Source organism: Pseudomonas sp. FG6 (genome assembly GCF_057809015.1).
The window spans coordinates 22550-38042 of sequence record NZ_JBMDJD010000017.1 but is presented as its reverse complement, the minus strand read 5'-3'; the positions used below and the strand labels follow the sequence as shown (position 1 = coordinate 38042).

The window sequence follows — 15493 nt, the reverse complement described above, 5'->3', positions numbered from 1 at the left end:
TCATGCCGGCTCGGCGATTTTCACTGCCTTGAGCTGCGCCTCTCGCGCCTGGGCGTCCGCCAGCCGGTAGAGTTCGATCGAGCCGTCCCAATGCTCGATCAACGCCGTGCACGATTCGACCCAGTCGCCGCAATTGAGGTACTCCACCTCGCCCACCTGGCGGATTTCGGCATGGTGAATGTGCCCGCAGACCACGCCATCCAGCTCACGCTTCACGCATTCGTGGGCGATGGCCTCTTCGAAATCGCTGATGAAACTGACGGCGGTCTTGACCTTGTGCTTGAGGTACGCCGACAACGACCAGTAGCCATAGCCATAGCGCGCCCGCCAATGGTTGAGCCAGCGATTGAGCGTGAGGGTGAACTCGTAGGCCGAGTCGCCGAGGAATGCCAGCCAGCGGTGATAGCGGGTGATGACATCGAACTGATCACCGTGGATCACCAGCAGGTGCCGACCGTCGGCAGTCACGTGCACCGCTTCGTCTACCAACTGGATATTGCCCAGGATCAGTTTCGAGTAGCGGCGCAGGAATTCGTCATGATTGCCGGTGACGTAGATCACCTCGGTGCCGCGCTTGCTCATGGTCAGCAGGCGCCGGATGACGTTGGTGTGGGCTTGCGGCCAATACATGCCGCCGCGCAGCTTCCAGCCATCGATGATGTCGCCTACCAGGTAGATCCGGTCAGCCTGGTAGCCCTTGAGAAACTGCGACAAGTGTTCGGCCTGACAATCCCGGGCACCCAGGTGTACATCGGAAATCCACAGGGTGCGAACACGCTGTTTACGGCTGGGCCTGGCGAGCTCGGCACTGGTCATTGGGCAACCCTCTGATCGTTTTTGCCACTGTGCACCGCAGCGGTTAATGGCCCATGACAAACACAAGTCCATTACATGACAGCGCGGGGCGTCGTGCCCTCGGTGTATGCTGGCGGCCTGACACGGGAGACCGCGATGAGACCGATCCTCACACTGCGCCACTACAGCCACGACCTGATCGTCCACAGCCATGAGCATGCCCAGCTGGTGTTCGGGCTGTCCGGCGCGCTGGATTTCGAGGTCGAGGGGTGCGGCAGCCAAGTGGTCCAGCAGAGCTTCGTGGTGATTCCCGCCGGTGCGCATCACGCTTGCGGCAGCCCCCACGGCAGCCGTTGCCTGGTGCTGGACGTGCCCAGTGACGATTGGGTCGGACAATGCCTGGGCGATCACGCCGACGCCAGCCGCCGCTTGCTTGACGGCACCGCGCGCCTGCCCCTGGATGCGGGGCAAAGCCAGTTGGTCAGTTGGCTGGCGGGCAGCCCGATGGACGATCCGCTGATCGCCCAGCAAGGCGCTGTACTGCTTCTGGCGAGTCTCAATGGCGCTCGCCAGGAAACAAACGGTGGCCGGCGCCTGCCCTACGCCGCGCTCAACGCCCACATCGACCAGAACGCCGCCTATCCCCTGCAAGTGGCGGACCTGGCGCGGGTCGCCGGCCTCTCCAGTGCCCGGCTGCACGCCCGGTTCATCGCTGAGTGCGGGCAAACCCCGATGGACTACATCCGCAGCCGCCGCTTGCACAAGGCCGTGACGCTGCTGCGCGATTCGGACCTGCCCATCGGCGAAATCGCCCACCGGGTCGGCTACAACTCCCAGAGCGCCTTCGCCGCCGCCGTGCTGCGTGAGTTTGGCACCTCGCCGGGCAAGTTGCGACGCTCGCGCTAGGTCCCCGCTAGATCCGCGCTAAAAATCGCTAGGATCGCGACAGACAAAAACGGCGGGCAACGGGTTCAATACCTCGACGTTCAACCGTTTCACAAGGATCGCAATGACGCCCCGTACCGCCCTCGGCGCCCTGCACATCGGCGCACTCATGTTTGGCCTGACCGGTGTATTCGGCAAACTCGCCGCCGCCTCGCCGACGGTCATCGTCTTCGGTCGCGCCGTCTTCGCCGTGCTCGCCCTGGCCGTGTTCGCCCAGTTCGCCAGCCGTGCCCGCTGGCGCACATTGCGGACACAGGATCTCAAGCGCCTGCTGCTGGGCGGGTTGCTGTTGACTGGACACTGGGTGAGCTTCTTTCTGTCGGTCAAAATCGCCGGGGTGGCGATCGCCACACTCGGCTTCGCCAGTTTCCCGGCTTTTACCGTGCTGCTCGAGGGGCTGATCTTTCGCGAGCGCATTCGCGCCAACGAAGTCCTCCTGGTGGTGTTGGTGAGCATCGGCCTGGTGTTGGTCACCCCGGCCTTCGACCTGGCCAGCGGCGCCACCACCGGGCTCTTGTGGAGCGTGGCCTCGGGGCTATTGTTCGCCTTGCTGTCGCTGACCAACCGCGCCAGCGCCGAACACGTGCCGCCGGTGCAGGCAGCGCTGTGCCAGAACGTCGTGGTGGCGGCATGCCTGTTGCCCATGGCTGCGCCTCAACTGGGTGACGTGCGCCCGCTCGACTGGCTGTGGATCGGGTTACTCGGCGTGTTCTGCACGGGCCTGGCCCACAGCCTGTTCGTCGCCAGCCTGGCGGTGATCAAGGCCCGGACCGCGGCGGTGGTCTTCACCATGGAGCCGATCTACGGTATCACCATGGCCTGGCTGCTGTTCGGTGAAGAACCGACACTGCGCATGTTGCTGGGCGGCGTGCTGATCATCGTCGCCATTGTGGTCTCAAGCCAACTGGCCGGGTCGAGGAAAACCGGGGTGGGCGCCGAAGCGCCGTCTCACTGAACCCGGTCGTTGTGACCCAAGTCCCGCTCCGGATCGATCTGGTCGCGAACCCGCTGCTTGAGCACCTTGGCCTCGGGAAAACCACCATCGGCCTTGCGCTCCCAGATCTGCGCACCATCGCAACTGATATGGAACACCCCGCCTGTACCCGGCACCAGCGAAACCGCGGCCAGATCGTCACCAAAGGTGCTGAGCAACTCCTGGGCGAGCCAGGCGGCACGCAGCAACCATTGGCATTGTGTGCAGTAGGTGATGACGACTTGCGGCTTGTGTTCGCTCATTGCAGATGAACTCCCGGGTTCGAAGGCACCGCCATGATACCGGCCTTTGTCCGAACACTCCCGAGTGAACAGCACAAACCGGGAGCAAAGCTTGCTCGCAATAGCGATGGGTCAGCTTGCATCGATGTTGAATGGGCCGCCCTTATCATCGCGAGCAAACTTTGCTCCCACAGCGGGCAGCGTGCTTTGAGCCGTTTTCAGCGAATCCCAGCCAACAGTACCCGGGCGGTCTCCTTGAGAGGGTCATCCGCTTCCTGGAGCAGTTCTTCAAGCAACGCGACGGCGGTTTTCAGGTCCCCGTCATCGATGCAGTTCTGTGCCTGCTCCAGCTTGATCGACGGCTCTGGCGCCTGAGGTTCGAGGGAGATGGGCTCAAATGGCAACGCCTCGAGCTCCAGCGACTGCTCTTCATCGGCGAAGCCATCGAGGAAAGCGTCGTCCAGCGACTCGGTTTCCAGCGGTGCGCCCCATTGCAGTTCCGATTCGTCAGGGCCCGAGAGGGACAGTTCCTCGCCCGCATCGGGGGCAGGCTTGCGGGCGCTTTTTTCCACCGGGGTGTCCGGGGGGCCTGCCAGGTCCCAGCTGGTTTCCAGGGACAGTGCGTCCAGGTCTAGCTCGAACTCGTCGTGAGACAACCGGGCTTCCGGTTCAGGTTGAAGGTCAGGCTCAGGCTCAGGCTCAGGCTCAGGCTGAAGGACAGGCTCAGGCTGAAGTTCGGGTTCCGGTGCAAGCGCTGGAACCGCCGCCAGAGGTAGCGCGGTGGCCACGCCGGGAGCAGCGATAATATTGATCCTGGGGTAGCGTGCGCGCACCTCCTCCAGTGTCGAGGCGGCGACGCCCTGGGCCGACAAATGCTGTTCCTGGGCCTGGAAACCGATGACATCACCCTGCTTGCCCAGCACTTCCAACAACTTCAGGCCCAGGTCGGTACGCTCCGGCTCGGCCAGCAAGGCGGCACGCAACAACCCAGCCGCTTCGGTAAAACGACCATAGGTCAGGTAAATCCCGACGCCCTCCAGCACATCGCCCGAGGGCGCGTCCCCGTTGTTGAACGATGAGGCGATCTCGGGGCGCTCGGTGTCGCTGGTCGAGGCATAGTCCTCGGCGTCATCTTCCAGCATGGGTTCGGACTGCTCGGCGATCGGCTGCGCGTCGGCCTGCTGTTGCTGTCGACGACGAATCAACAGCAGCAGCGCGACCAGCGCCAGCAGGCCCGCCAGTCCAGCTATCCACAGCCAGTCGATCTCCTCGGCCTGCTCAGCCGGCGCCTCGACGGGTGGCTCGCTCGGGGCGGGCACGGCGCCAGCCGCTTCGGCCTGCGGTTGCGCCGCCGCAACGGGGGGCGGTGCGGTCTCGGCCAACCGCGCTTGCAACTCGCTGATCTGTTTGCGCTGCGCGGCGATTTCTTCGTCCTGTGCCTGGAGCCGGGCTTGCAGTTCGTCGATGGTTTTCTGTTGCTGCTGGTTCTGTATGACGCTGGCGGCCAATTGCTCATCGGACGCAACGGCAGCAGGCCCTGGCGCCGGTGCGGCAGAAACCGGCAACACGGCAGAATCGGGCAACAACAGACGCTGGCCAATGGCGAGTCGATCGCTGCCAGGGTTCAAGGCTTTTATCCCTTGCATCAGCTCATTGACCGAGGCGTTGCTGCCGGCGTCATGCAGGCGCTTGGCGATGATCCAGGGGTTGTCCCCCTGCACCACGGTGTAACGCTTGCCCTGTGCAGCCGGAGGCGGCTTGATGGCAGACGCAGGCTGGAGCGGTATCGACGACTGGGACGCTGCGGAAGGCTCGTCGGCGACCGGCACGACACCCGGCGTGCCCGGTGGATCGATGAGCACGGTGTATTCGCGCAATACGCGTCCGCTGGGCTGATTGACCTGCACCAGGAAGTTGAGGAACGGTTCCTCCACCGGTTTGCTGGAGGTCACCCGAATGAAGCTGCGCCCATCGCGCAGCACCGGGGTAAAGCGCAGGCTGTTGAGAAAGAACGCCCGTTCCACACCGGCTCGATTGAAATCGTCCGGGCTCGCCAGGCTGGCCGACAGCTCGCCCTCGCCAAGCCCGGCCACATCGACCAGAGCAATATCGGCGCGCAACGGCTGGTTCAGCGCAGAATGAAGAGTGATCTCCCCCAACCCCAGCGCCGAGGCCAAAGCCGTATACCCCAAGGCCCCCACGACAACCGACACGCTGGCCCAACGGCGCAACGTGGACTGCAAACTTCCAAACATGGGCATCCCTTTCGATTACGGACTGAGCGAAACGCTTCCAATACGAGGCTTGTTACTGGTTATAGTTCGCTACGCGCCGAATCACAAAAGTCTGATGCCACGGATATGCCTCAGGATTTTTCCAGATTGGCCAGGACGATGCCGTGGACCCGCATGCAAACGCGCATATCCGCCTCGTCGATACCCTCGAACAACTCTCGACGCAATTGCGTGGCGATGGTCTCGATCTGTTCGATCAGCGGTCGGGCCGGGGCGCACAATACGATTTTCTTGGCCCGACGATCTTCCGCCACCGCCTGGCGCTGCACCAGCCCCTGGGTTTCCAGGCTGTCGAGCAATCGAGCCAGGGTCGGCCCTTCGACGCCGACACTCTGGGCCAATTCGCGCTGGGTCGGCGCCTGTTCGAAGCGGGCCAGGTGCAACAGCACCAGCCATCGCGCCTGGGACAGGCCCATCCCGGCCAGGCGACGATCCAACTCGGCACGCCAGCCACGAGACATTTGCGCCAGTTGCATGCCAAAGCGGTGTTGATCGGTTAACGGCATAAAAAAACTCATCAGATCTGAAATAGAGAAAAACTAATTATTAGTCAGCTAAGCATGAGCTTTGGATTCAAGCAAGGCTCGTTCCGCACTGAATCGTTAAAGGAAGGTAACTGACTGATCAGACTTCAAATTCCGATTGCAACGCAGCCCTGACGCAATACAGGACCCCTTCCGGTACCCGACCGGCAAACAGCTCGGCGATTTCCGATACCGAGGGCAATTCGCCCTCGCCATCCAGAAAGGCATCCTGCACCTCGCCCAACAAGTCTTCAGGCAAGTCCAGCGCCTGCTCCAGCGACAATTGCTGCTGGCCGATAGCGTCGGCCAGCATTGTGTAGACGTTTTTTTCCGAGCATTGCAATTGCCCGGCGATTTGCACCGGCGTCATGCCGGCCCGGGCCAGGGTGATCAATTCGTGGCGGACATCGGCCACCGCTTTCGGCGCCTCGCCCTCGCCCCCCAGCACCTGGAGGAAAGCCTCGCCGTAACGCTCCAGCTTGCGTGCGCCCACGCCGCTGACCCGGGCCATCTGTGCCAGGGAAGTGGGTTGGCTACGGAGCATTTCGAGCAAGGTGGAGTCGGGGAAGATGACGTAGGGCGGCACGCCGTGCTCCTCGGCCAGTTTGCGCCGCAGGGCACGCAGGGCCTCCCACTGATCGCGCTCCTCGCCACGCACCAGTTGGCTGGCCTGGCTCTTGCTGCTCTTGACCGCCGTCGCGGGCTTGAGATCACGCCGCAGCTCAAGGGTGACCTCGCCCTTGAGCAAGGGCCGGCAATGCTCGCTCAGGCGCAGGCCGCCGTAACCTTCCAGGTCGATATCGGCCAGGCCGCGCGCCACGAGTTGGCGGAACAATGAGCGCCATTCACCCTCGCTGCGGGCCTTGCCCACACCGAATACCGAAAGGTGCTGATGGCCAAAGTTGCGGACCTTCTCGTTGTCCTTGCCCAGCAACACGTCCACCAGGTGCCCGACGCCATAACGCTGGCCGGTGCGGAAAATCGCCGACAATGCCTGGCGGGCCGGCTCGGTGGCGTCCCAGGTTTCGACGCCGTCGACGCAGTTGTCGCAATGCCCGCACGGTTGGGGCATATCTTCGTCAAAATAGGCCAGCAGGGTCTGGCGGCGGCAGCGGGTCTCTTCGCACAGCGAGAGCATGGCGTCGAGCTTGTGCTGCTCCAGGCGCTTGTGGCGCTCATCGCCTTCGGAGTTCTGCAGCATCTGCTTGAGCATCACCACGTCTTGCAGGCCGTAGGCCATCCAGGCATCGGCCGGCAAGCCATCACGGCCGGCACGTCCGGTCTCCTGGTAATACGCCTCGAGGGACTTGGGCAGGTCCAGGTGCGCGACGAAGCGCACGTTGGGCTTGTCGATGCCCATGCCGAACGCCACGGTGGCCACCATGATCAGGCCTTCCTCGTTGAGGAAACGCTTCTGGTGGTAGGCCCGCAGGTCGTTGGGCAAGCCGGCATGATAGGGCAGCGCCGGGAACCCCTGTTCACAGAGGAACGCCGAGACCTCATCGACCTTTTTACGCGACAGGCAATAGACGATGCCGGCATCGCTGCGCCGCTCGCCGAGGAACGCCAGCAACTGCTTGCGCGGCTGCTCCTTGGGCACGATGCGATAGAAGATATTGGGCCGGTCGAAGCTGGACAGGAACCGCTCGGCTTCCTGCAAATGCAGGCGCTCGACGATTTCCTCACGGGTACGCTTGTCGGCGGTGGCGGTCAGGGCGATGCGCGGCACGTCGGGGAACAGTTCGGCCAGTTGCCCCAGTTGCAGGTATTCGCGGCGGAAATCATGGCCCCATTGGGACACGCAATGGGCCTCGTCGATGGCGAACAGGGCCACTTCCAGGCTTTGCAGAAACGCCAGCATGCGCGGCTGCACCAGGCGTTCGGGCGCCAGGTACAACATCTTCACTTCGCCCCGCTTGATCCGTGCTGCCAGGTCGCGCTGCTGCTCGGCGCTCAGGGTGGAGTTCAGCGAAGCCGCGGCCACGCCCAGTTCCTCCAGCGTCGCGACCTGGTCGTCCATCAAGGCGATCAGCGGCGAAACCACCACTGCCAGGCCATTGCGCAACAACGCCGGCACTTGGTAGCACAAGGACTTGCCGCCGCCGGTGGGCATGAGCACCAGGGCATCGCCACCGCTGGCCACGCGCTCAATAATGGCACCCTGACGGCCACGGAAACTGTCGTAGCCGAAGATGTCCTTGAGGACGCGTTGAGCCTGTTCGAGCATAGAAACTCCAAAAATCACCGAAACATCCCTGCAAGGCTGGCTCAGAATCACAAACGCTGTGCCGGCAAATCGTAAGTGCGCATTTCGAACCGCCGGGACGCCGCAGGGCATCACAAAACGCGGCAGTATACCCGAGGGCTTCGTTGCGAAGGGGGTTGCTGACCAGAGGTGCCGATTTGAGCAAGGGTCCTGTGGCGAGGGAGCTTGCTCCCGCTGGGACGGTCCGACGCTTCGGGCGAAGCGACCCCAAAAGACAGGGCCGCTGCGCGGCCCAGCGGGAGCAAGCTCCCTCGCCACAGGTGAGATGTGTCCGGCCCCGGCACCTATGCAGCAGGCAAATACTCCACGCGGCTGGCCTGGGCGCTCAAGAAGGCCTAGAATTCCTGCATTGTTTATTCCCCCAAGGTAGCCCGTAATGTCCTTCGCTGAGCAACTGACCCGCCTGCAAGTCTTCCTCGACGCCGATGAGCTGCACGAAGAGGCGCTGGATTACGTGGCCGCTCATGGCTATCTGACCGCCCTGTCGATCTGCTCCGAGCAGGTGCCCGATCGTGAATGGATCGACGCGCTGTTCGCCGAAGAGCCGCATTACACCGACGAAGCCCAACGCACCGAGATCGAAGCCACGCTGGTCGGCCTCAAGGCCCACATCGCCCGTCAACTGGCCTCCGACGAGGAGTTCGAGCTGCCGTGCGAACTGGACCTGGGTGACGAACCGGACGATTCGGAACTGCGCGGCTGGTGCATCGGCTTCATGGAAGGGGTATTCCTGCGCGAAGCCGCCTGGTTCGAGACCGCCGAAGAGGAAGTCAGCGAAATGCTGCTGCCGATCATGGTCGGTTCCGGCCTGTTCGACGAGCAACCGGAGTTTTCCGACATCGCCGCGGACGCGAACCTGATGGACGACATGATCGTCCAGATCCCCGAAGCCCTCACGGCCCTGTACTTGCTGTGCAACGCCCCGGACGAGAAACCGGCGATCCTCAAGCCTCGTCACCACTGAGTGCCCGGGTGTCGACGCCCATTGGCAATCGCCCGCTGATCCTGCGTTACGCTCTGCTGGCCATCGGCTGGCTGAGCGTGGTGCTGGGGGTCATCGGCATCTTTCTCCCCGTTCTGCCCACCACGCCGTTCCTGCTGCTGGCCGCAGGCTGCTTCGCCCGCAGCTCGCCGCGTTTCTATCAATGGCTGGTCGGGCACCCCCGCCTCGGCCCGTGGATCCGCGACTACCTCAACGGCAACGGCATCCCGCTCAAGGGCAAGGTCTACGCCATCGGCCTGATGTGGGCGAGCATCCTCCTCTCCTGCTACCTGGTACCCCTACCGTGGGCGCGGGGGTTCATGCTGACCAGTGCGGTGTTGGTGACGGTTTATATCCTCCGGCAAAAGACACTGCGCAAATCCTGAGAACACAGACCTTGCCGGCGACAGCGCTGCACCTGTTGGCAAGATCTGTGGGAGCAAGGCTTGCCCGCGATAGCGATCTCGAGTATCGCCATCGCGAGCAAGCTTTGCTCCCACAACCCGAGGAATAGCCTCCCTCGTCACAAAAACCCGCCATTTCCAACCTGGGAATGGCGGGTTTTGTCGTTTCAGTTCAGCTCACACCGTGTCCACCTTCAACGAGTGATCGTTCAGCATCCCGTTGATGATCGTCGCCGTATCCGCCCCGGCGACCAGACCGCCGGCCCCGGGGGTGACGCCGTAATGGCTGGCGAGGTTGACGCCGGCCAGGTCGATGGTCTGGCTCGGCGTAGCACCGGCGGTAGCGCTGACGTCGATGCTGGTCACGACCGATGCACCGCTGCCGGTAACGGTGAAGTGCAGATAATCGTCCAGCGACGCCGTGCTGCCGTTTTCCCCGAGCAGCAATTGGGACAGGTCGAGCTTGTCCACGCCTGGGGTGAAGTCGCTGATCACATCGTGACCACTGTTGCCGGCGTGCCATTGAAAGGTATCGGCGCCACTGCCGCCGGTGAGGGTGTTATTGCCCAGGCCGCCGATCAGCAGGTCGTCGCCGCCACCCCCGTTGAGTACGTCATGACCCAGGCCACCGTCGATACGGTTGTTGGCGCCGTCACCGGTGAGGGTGTCGTTGAAGTTCGAGCCGACGAGGTTTTCGATGCCGGTCAGGGTATCGGTGCCCGCTCCCAAGGTATTTTGCGCGGCCAACAGCCCCAGGTTGACGGTAACGCCGGCCGTCGCGTGGACATAGCTGGCCGTGTCGTTGCCAGTGCCGCCGTCGAGCAGGTCGTTGCCCGTGCCGCTGTAGAGCAAGTCATTGCCTGCCCCACCGTGCAAGGTGTTGTTGCCTGAACCCGCGCTGAGGATGTCGTTGCCGTCGCCCGCATTGAGGGTGTTGTCACCGCTGCCGGCCAACAGCACATCGTCCCCGCTGGTGCCCGTCAGGGTATGGCCGGCCTGGTAGGTGATACCCACTGCCGCACTGTCGCTGCCGCCGTGGTTGTCGCTGGCGGTGTAGGTGCCGTGATAGTCCGGCGTGCTGTCCTGGGCGCCCGCGTAGTTGACGGTCAGGGTCAGTTGGTAATTTTCCGCGCCATTGACGTTGCCATTGCCCGGGTTGGGGATGTTGGTGACGTGGATCTGGTAATCGCCATCGGCCGCCGCAGTGAACGAGGCGCCGTCGGCAATCGCGATGAAAGGCCCGCCGTTGAGTGAGTATTCCAGGGTGATATGCCCGGCCGCCAGATTGTGGTCCAGGGTCAGGGTTTCGCCCTGCTTGAGGCTGATATTGAGCCGGTCTTCATCGTTGGCATTGTTGTTGGACACCGCCCCCAGCGCTCCACTGACCACCAACACCGCCGTCATGCTCACGGCGTTGGCGACGAAGGTGCTGCGGTCGAGGTTGATCGACTGCACATTGTTGCCGGTGAAGCTGACCGTGCCGGTGCTGCCGGTGAAGTCGCCCCCCTTGGCCGTCCAACCGATGTTGAAGCTGGTTGGCGTGGCAGTGAGCGGATCGCCGTTGGCGTCGCTGTCGTTGCCCAGCAGCAGCTCCCCCGGCACCACGATATTGCCCGACAGCACGTTGGTGATGACGTTGTCGTCCACGGCCACAGGCGGGCTGTTGGGCACGACCTTGATGACCAGGTTGGAATTGGCCAGGTCGCCGTCATTGTCGCTGACGGTGTAGCCGATGCTTTCGGTGATCAGCGTGCTGGTGGTGGTCTGGGAGGTGTAGCTGTACTCGCCCGTGTCGAGATTCACCACCAGGGTACCGTTATGCGCGGTGGCGATGCTCAGGGTGTTGTCGGCGGTGTTGAAGCTGCCATGGTCGGCCCCTCCGCTGACCGTCAGCGCGCCCTGCCCGCCATTGGCTGCAGGGTTGTAGCTGTACGTGGTGCCATCGACCACCAGGCTCTTGACGAATCCACCGTCGGCGCCGAACGAGCCGCCCTCGCCCAATAGGCTGCCAGTGACAGGAACCCCTTGCACAGTGCCGGAGAGCACCGAGTTGAGCTGATTCAAGTCGGTGACCACCACGGCATTGGTGTCGGTGTGGGTGCTGCCGTCGTAGGCCAACGGGTCGAGGTTGGCATTGCTGACGCCGCTGCCCAGGCCGATGGCGTAGTTCTTGATGCCGTTGGCGTCGAGGAAGGCTTTCCAGGCCGCTTCATCCGCTGCGCCGGTTTCCTGGCCCGACGTCGGCTTGCCGTCGGAGAAGAAGTAACCGACGTTCTGCGCCCCGGTCAGTTGCCCGGAGGTGACGAACGCGGTCTTGGCCGCCGCTACCGCCGCATCGTAGTTGGTGCCGCCACCCGCCGACAGGCTGGTGAGGAGTGTCTTGGCGGTCGCCACATCCACCCACACCGAGGTCTGGTCGGTGGCGCTGCTGCTGAACGTCACGAGCTGGACTTTCACCTCGCCCAAGTCATCGTATTTGTCGAGCAAGGCACTGATGGCCTGTTTCGCCAGGTCCAGCCGCGACAGCCCCGCCACGCCGGAAGGGTCGGCCATGCTGCCGGACACGTCGAGCACGATCAGCAGGTTCGAATCGACCTCCACCGCCGTCACCGAACGCTCGGACGCAACGGCGCTGGGCATGTCGTCGACAATGTTGATGACGATGGTGTTGGTGGCGGTGTTGCCCAGCGAATCCGTGGCCTTGTAGGTGAAGCTTTCACTCAGCACGTTCGGACCGTCGTTGGCGCTGGGTGTTGTCGTGGCTGGCGAGGTCAGGGTGTAGGTGTAGCTGCCATCGGGGTGGAGCAACAACTGGCCGTAGGCTCCCGTGGCACTGCCCACCAAGGTAAAGGTCACGGCGCCGACGGCATTGCTCACCGAGCCGACAAGGCTGCCGCTGGCCGTTTCGCCGCTATCGCTCGGGTCGCTGCCGGCGACGGTGCCGGGGGCCAGGTCCTGGCCATCCTGGTGAAGGTCGAGGGCTTTTTCATAAACGCTGATTTCCTGGTCGGACGCGGCGACGAGGCAGTTCTGATGGACATCAATGGTGAGTGTGGTGGTGCTTTCGTCGCCATCGGCATCGCGCACGGTGTAGGTGAACACGTCGGTGGCATCCGCAGCGCTGACACTGTTCGGATTGCTGTGATAGACCGCGTTGCCATTGGCGTCCAGGGTCAGGTAGCCATAAGTACCGTTGATCTGGCTGTCGAGGCCACCAATCGCCGAGGTTGACGTATCGCTGCCCGCACGCACACCAATGACCGCCCCCGTCACGGCCGGTCCATCGGCGCCGCCCACATCGTTATCCAGCACGTTGCCGCTAACCATTTCACCTTCGTTCACCGAGGCGTAATCGGCATGGGCTGTGGGCAGGTCATCGACGATGTTCACATCGAGATTGCCAGTGGCGATGGTGCCGTTGTCGTCGGTGGCGACCACCGTGAAGTGCTCACTGAGGCTGTTGGCGCCGTTGCCATTGGGATGGGCTTCGTTGTCCAGCAAGGTGTAGCTGTAGCTGACCACGCCAGTGCTGGCGTTGTAACCGGTGATGGTCAGGGTGTTGCCCAACGCCGTGGTGATAGATTGCGGGAAGCCAGCGGCCACGCCGCCCGTGACCACGTTGATGCCACCGACACTCAGGGTCTGCACACCGTCCAGCGCGGTGACGGTGAAGGTGCCGCTCTGGGTCAGCGCCGAGGCGTTCGGGCTGCTGCCGTCGCTGAGGTTTTTCTCTTGGACGGTCAGTTCACCGCCTTCGGTGTCGAGGCCGGTGATCGTCACTGGATCGTCGTTGTTGTGGACTTGCAGCACCAGGTTCGCGGTGCTGCTGTCGCCGTCGGCATCGGTCAGGGTGTAGGCAAAGGTTTCGCTGCCGTTGCCGCCGCCGTGCAAACCTTTGAAATCGGCGTCGGCGCTGTTGAGGGTGTAGGTGTAGGAACCGTCGGCGTTCAGCACCAGGGTGCCGTAGGTGCCGGTGAAGGTGCCCGGCGTGACGGGACCGGAAACAACCTGGTCCGCCCCTTGGGTGTCGTTGCTCAGGACATTGCCGGTCAGGGTCAGGTGGGTTTCCGACGCGCTGCTGGCGTTGCTGTCGTCCACGGCTTTCGGCAAATCATCGACGACGTTCACATCGAGATTGCCAGTGGCGATGGTGCCGTTGTCGTCGGTGGCGACCACCGTGAAGTGCTCACTGAGGCTGTTGGCGCCGTTGCCATTGGGATGGGCTTCGTTGTCCAGCAAGGTGTAGCTGTAGCTGACCACGCCAGTGCTGGCGTTGTAACCGGTGATGGTCAGGGTGTTGCCCAACGCCGTGGTGATAGATTGCGGGAAGCCAGCGGCCACGCCGCCCGTGACCACGTTGATGCCACCCACGCTCAGGGTCTGTACGCCGTCCAATGCGGTGACGGTGAAGGTGCCGCTCTGGGTCAGCGCCGAGGCGTTCGGGCTGCTGCCGTCGCTGAGGTTTTTCTCTTGGATGGTCAGTTCACCGCCTTCCGCATCAAGCCCCACCAACACCACCGGATCGTCATTGTTATGCACCTGCAGCACCAGGTTCGCAGTGCTGGTGTCGCCGTCGGCGTCGGTCAGAGTGTAGGTGAACGTCTCGGTGCCGCTGCCTCCGCCATGCAGCGCAACGAATTGCGGATCGCTGGTGTCGAGCGTGTAGGTGTACGTGCCATTGGGATTGAGCACCAAGGTGCCGTAGGTGCCCGTGAACGTACCGCCGATGATCGGCCCGCTGTCGGGGCCGGTGGGGATACGGTCGGCGCCCTGGTGGTCGTTGAGCAATACATTGCCGGTGAGGGTGACCAGGGCTTCCGAAGCGGTGCTGGGGTGGCTGTCGTCGATCGCCTGAGGCACATCGTCGGTGATGTTGACGTCCAGGGTTCCGGTGGCGCTGTCACCGTCGCTGTCGACCGCCACGATCGGGAACTGTTCGGTGATGTTGTTGGCACCGCCACCGGTGGGGTGGGTCTCGGCACCCGTCAGGGTGTAGCTGTAGCTCACCACCCCGGTGGCCGGGTCGTAACCGGTAATGGTCAGCGTGTTGCCCAGCGCCGAGGTGATGGTTTGCGCAAAGCCTGTGGGTACGCCGCCCGCAATCACGCTGACGCCGCCGATGCTCAGGCTGCTCAGCCCGTCAGGAGCGGACACCGTGAAGGTACCACTTTGCACGAGCGCGCCTGGATTACTGGCCGAACCATCAGGCAGGTTGGCTTCATGGGTGGTCAGTTCTCCGCCTTCCACGTCGACTCCGCCGAGGGTCACGGGGTTGTCGGGAGGCGTCACCGGCGGCACGGTACCGTCGTTGCCGTTGTTGTCCGGTGCAACCGCCGGGCGCAACTCGGGGAACTCAGGTACCCCATTGAACCCGGCGGTGGGGAAACCGATCTGCGGTTCGACCCGGCCTCCTACCTCCTCCAGCAATACAAAACTGTGACCACCGCCCAGGCCACCGGGAGTATTTCCCGCCCCGGGGCCTGCAGCCGTGGCTTCGCCGGCCTGAGTCGGGTCGGCACCGGCGGCGATGGCTTGTTGCAGTTTCTGCACATCGGTCAGTTGGGCATCACTGGGAGTCGCCGCGTCGGGCGTGTCGGCATGAGGTGCCTGGTTGGCGAGCAACTGTGGGGTCAGCGTCAAATCGCTTTCACGCCCCAGCGTCAATTCATGGCCGTTGTTCAGATGCACGGCCACGGCCCCTTCGGCACCGGTGATCAGGTGTTCGCCAGCGTACAGTCGATCACCTTCGACCAGAGGCCGCCGCAGACCGCCTGCCGCCTCTGCGAAAACCTGCCCCACCACTTTGCTGACGGTACCGATGAGCGCTGCCATGTGCATTTCCTCCGCTGCCAACCGCAGTCGGCGCCTGTCTGGGTGAAGAAAACCGTGCTCAGGATGGCGCCAGGAAAGCTGGAAAATCTGCCAGTTTTCGCGGGGTTGGAATGCACTAGCCATTCGCCACAGTGACAAAAAACCGTCACCAAAACCCCGTTCCCATGTTGCCCTTTCGGCACTTCTTCACGTCACTCGTAAATTTCAAAGGAACTTTTATTGACGCCTAAAAGCCG

10 protein-coding genes are annotated in these 15493 nt (G+C 63.2%); 4 read left to right on the top strand and 6 right to left on the bottom strand.

The window, feature by feature from the left end; all coding sequences use genetic code 11:
- The gene (locus tag ACODSJ_RS13250; RefSeq protein ID WP_489102154.1) at positions 1 to 816 is read right to left on the bottom strand and encodes a UDP-2,3-diacylglucosamine diphosphatase; all 816 of its coding nucleotides are present in this window, start codon (positions 814 to 816) and stop codon (positions 1 to 3) included.
- A gap of 135 nt (positions 817 to 951) precedes the next feature.
- Here ACODSJ_RS13250 and ACODSJ_RS13245 point away from each other — a divergent pair, with 135 nt between their 5' ends.
- Both ACODSJ_RS13245 and ACODSJ_RS13240 read left to right on the top strand, forming a co-directional pair.
- Positions 952 to 1701, top strand: coding sequence for a helix-turn-helix transcriptional regulator (locus ACODSJ_RS13245; RefSeq protein WP_489102153.1), 750 nt, complete (start codon positions 952 to 954; stop codon positions 1699 to 1701).
- A 103-nt stretch (positions 1702 to 1804) separates the two neighbouring features.
- A complete protein-coding gene (locus tag ACODSJ_RS13240) occupies positions 1805 to 2695 on the top strand; it encodes a DMT family transporter (protein ID WP_489102152.1) in 891 nt (296 codons plus the stop codon).
- Here ACODSJ_RS13240 and ACODSJ_RS13235 read toward each other — a convergent pair.
- From ACODSJ_RS13235 to recQ, 4 genes are all read right to left on the bottom strand, one after another.
- Positions 2689 to 2976 carry an Rdx family protein gene (locus ACODSJ_RS13235; RefSeq protein ID WP_489102151.1) on the bottom strand — a complete coding sequence of 96 codons (288 nt, stop codon included), beginning with the start codon at positions 2974 to 2976 and terminating at the stop codon, positions 2689 to 2691. The genes ACODSJ_RS13240 and ACODSJ_RS13235 overlap by 7 nt on opposite strands.
- Before the next feature lie 197 nt (positions 2977 to 3173).
- Entirely contained in the window at positions 3174 to 5210 is a 2037-nt protein-coding gene (locus ACODSJ_RS13230) for a FimV/HubP family polar landmark protein (RefSeq protein ID WP_489102150.1), read from the bottom strand.
- 110 nt (positions 5211 to 5320) lie between these two features.
- Positions 5321 to 5755 (bottom strand): MarR family transcriptional regulator, encoded by a 435-nt coding sequence (locus ACODSJ_RS13225; protein ID WP_489102149.1) that lies wholly within the window; start codon positions 5753 to 5755, stop codon positions 5321 to 5323.
- Between the two features lie 118 nt (positions 5756 to 5873).
- Complete coding sequence (gene recQ / locus ACODSJ_RS13220; RefSeq protein ID WP_489102148.1) at positions 5874 to 8000, bottom strand: DNA helicase RecQ; 2127 nt, start codon at positions 7998 to 8000, stop codon at positions 5874 to 5876.
- A gap of 415 nt (positions 8001 to 8415) precedes the next feature.
- On the opposite strand from recQ, the gene ACODSJ_RS13215 reads away from it, so the two are divergent.
- Together ACODSJ_RS13215 and ACODSJ_RS13210 are read left to right on the top strand one after the other, a co-directional pair.
- Positions 8416 to 9003, top strand: a complete 588-nt coding sequence (locus tag ACODSJ_RS13215) for a YecA/YgfB family protein (RefSeq protein ID WP_489102147.1) — start codon at positions 8416 to 8418, stop codon at positions 9001 to 9003.
- A gap of 8 nt (positions 9004 to 9011) precedes the next feature.
- Complete coding sequence (locus ACODSJ_RS13210) at positions 9012 to 9407, top strand: YbaN family protein (protein ID WP_489102146.1); 396 nt, start codon at positions 9012 to 9014, stop codon at positions 9405 to 9407.
- A 195-nt stretch (positions 9408 to 9602) separates the two neighbouring features.
- On the opposite strand, the gene ACODSJ_RS13205 is transcribed toward ACODSJ_RS13210, so the two are convergent.
- On the bottom strand, positions 9603 to 15257 hold the full coding sequence (locus ACODSJ_RS13205) for a retention module-containing protein (protein ID WP_489102145.1): 5655 nt from the start codon (positions 15255 to 15257) through the stop codon (positions 9603 to 9605).
- Positions 15258 to 15493: the final 236 nt, after the last annotated feature.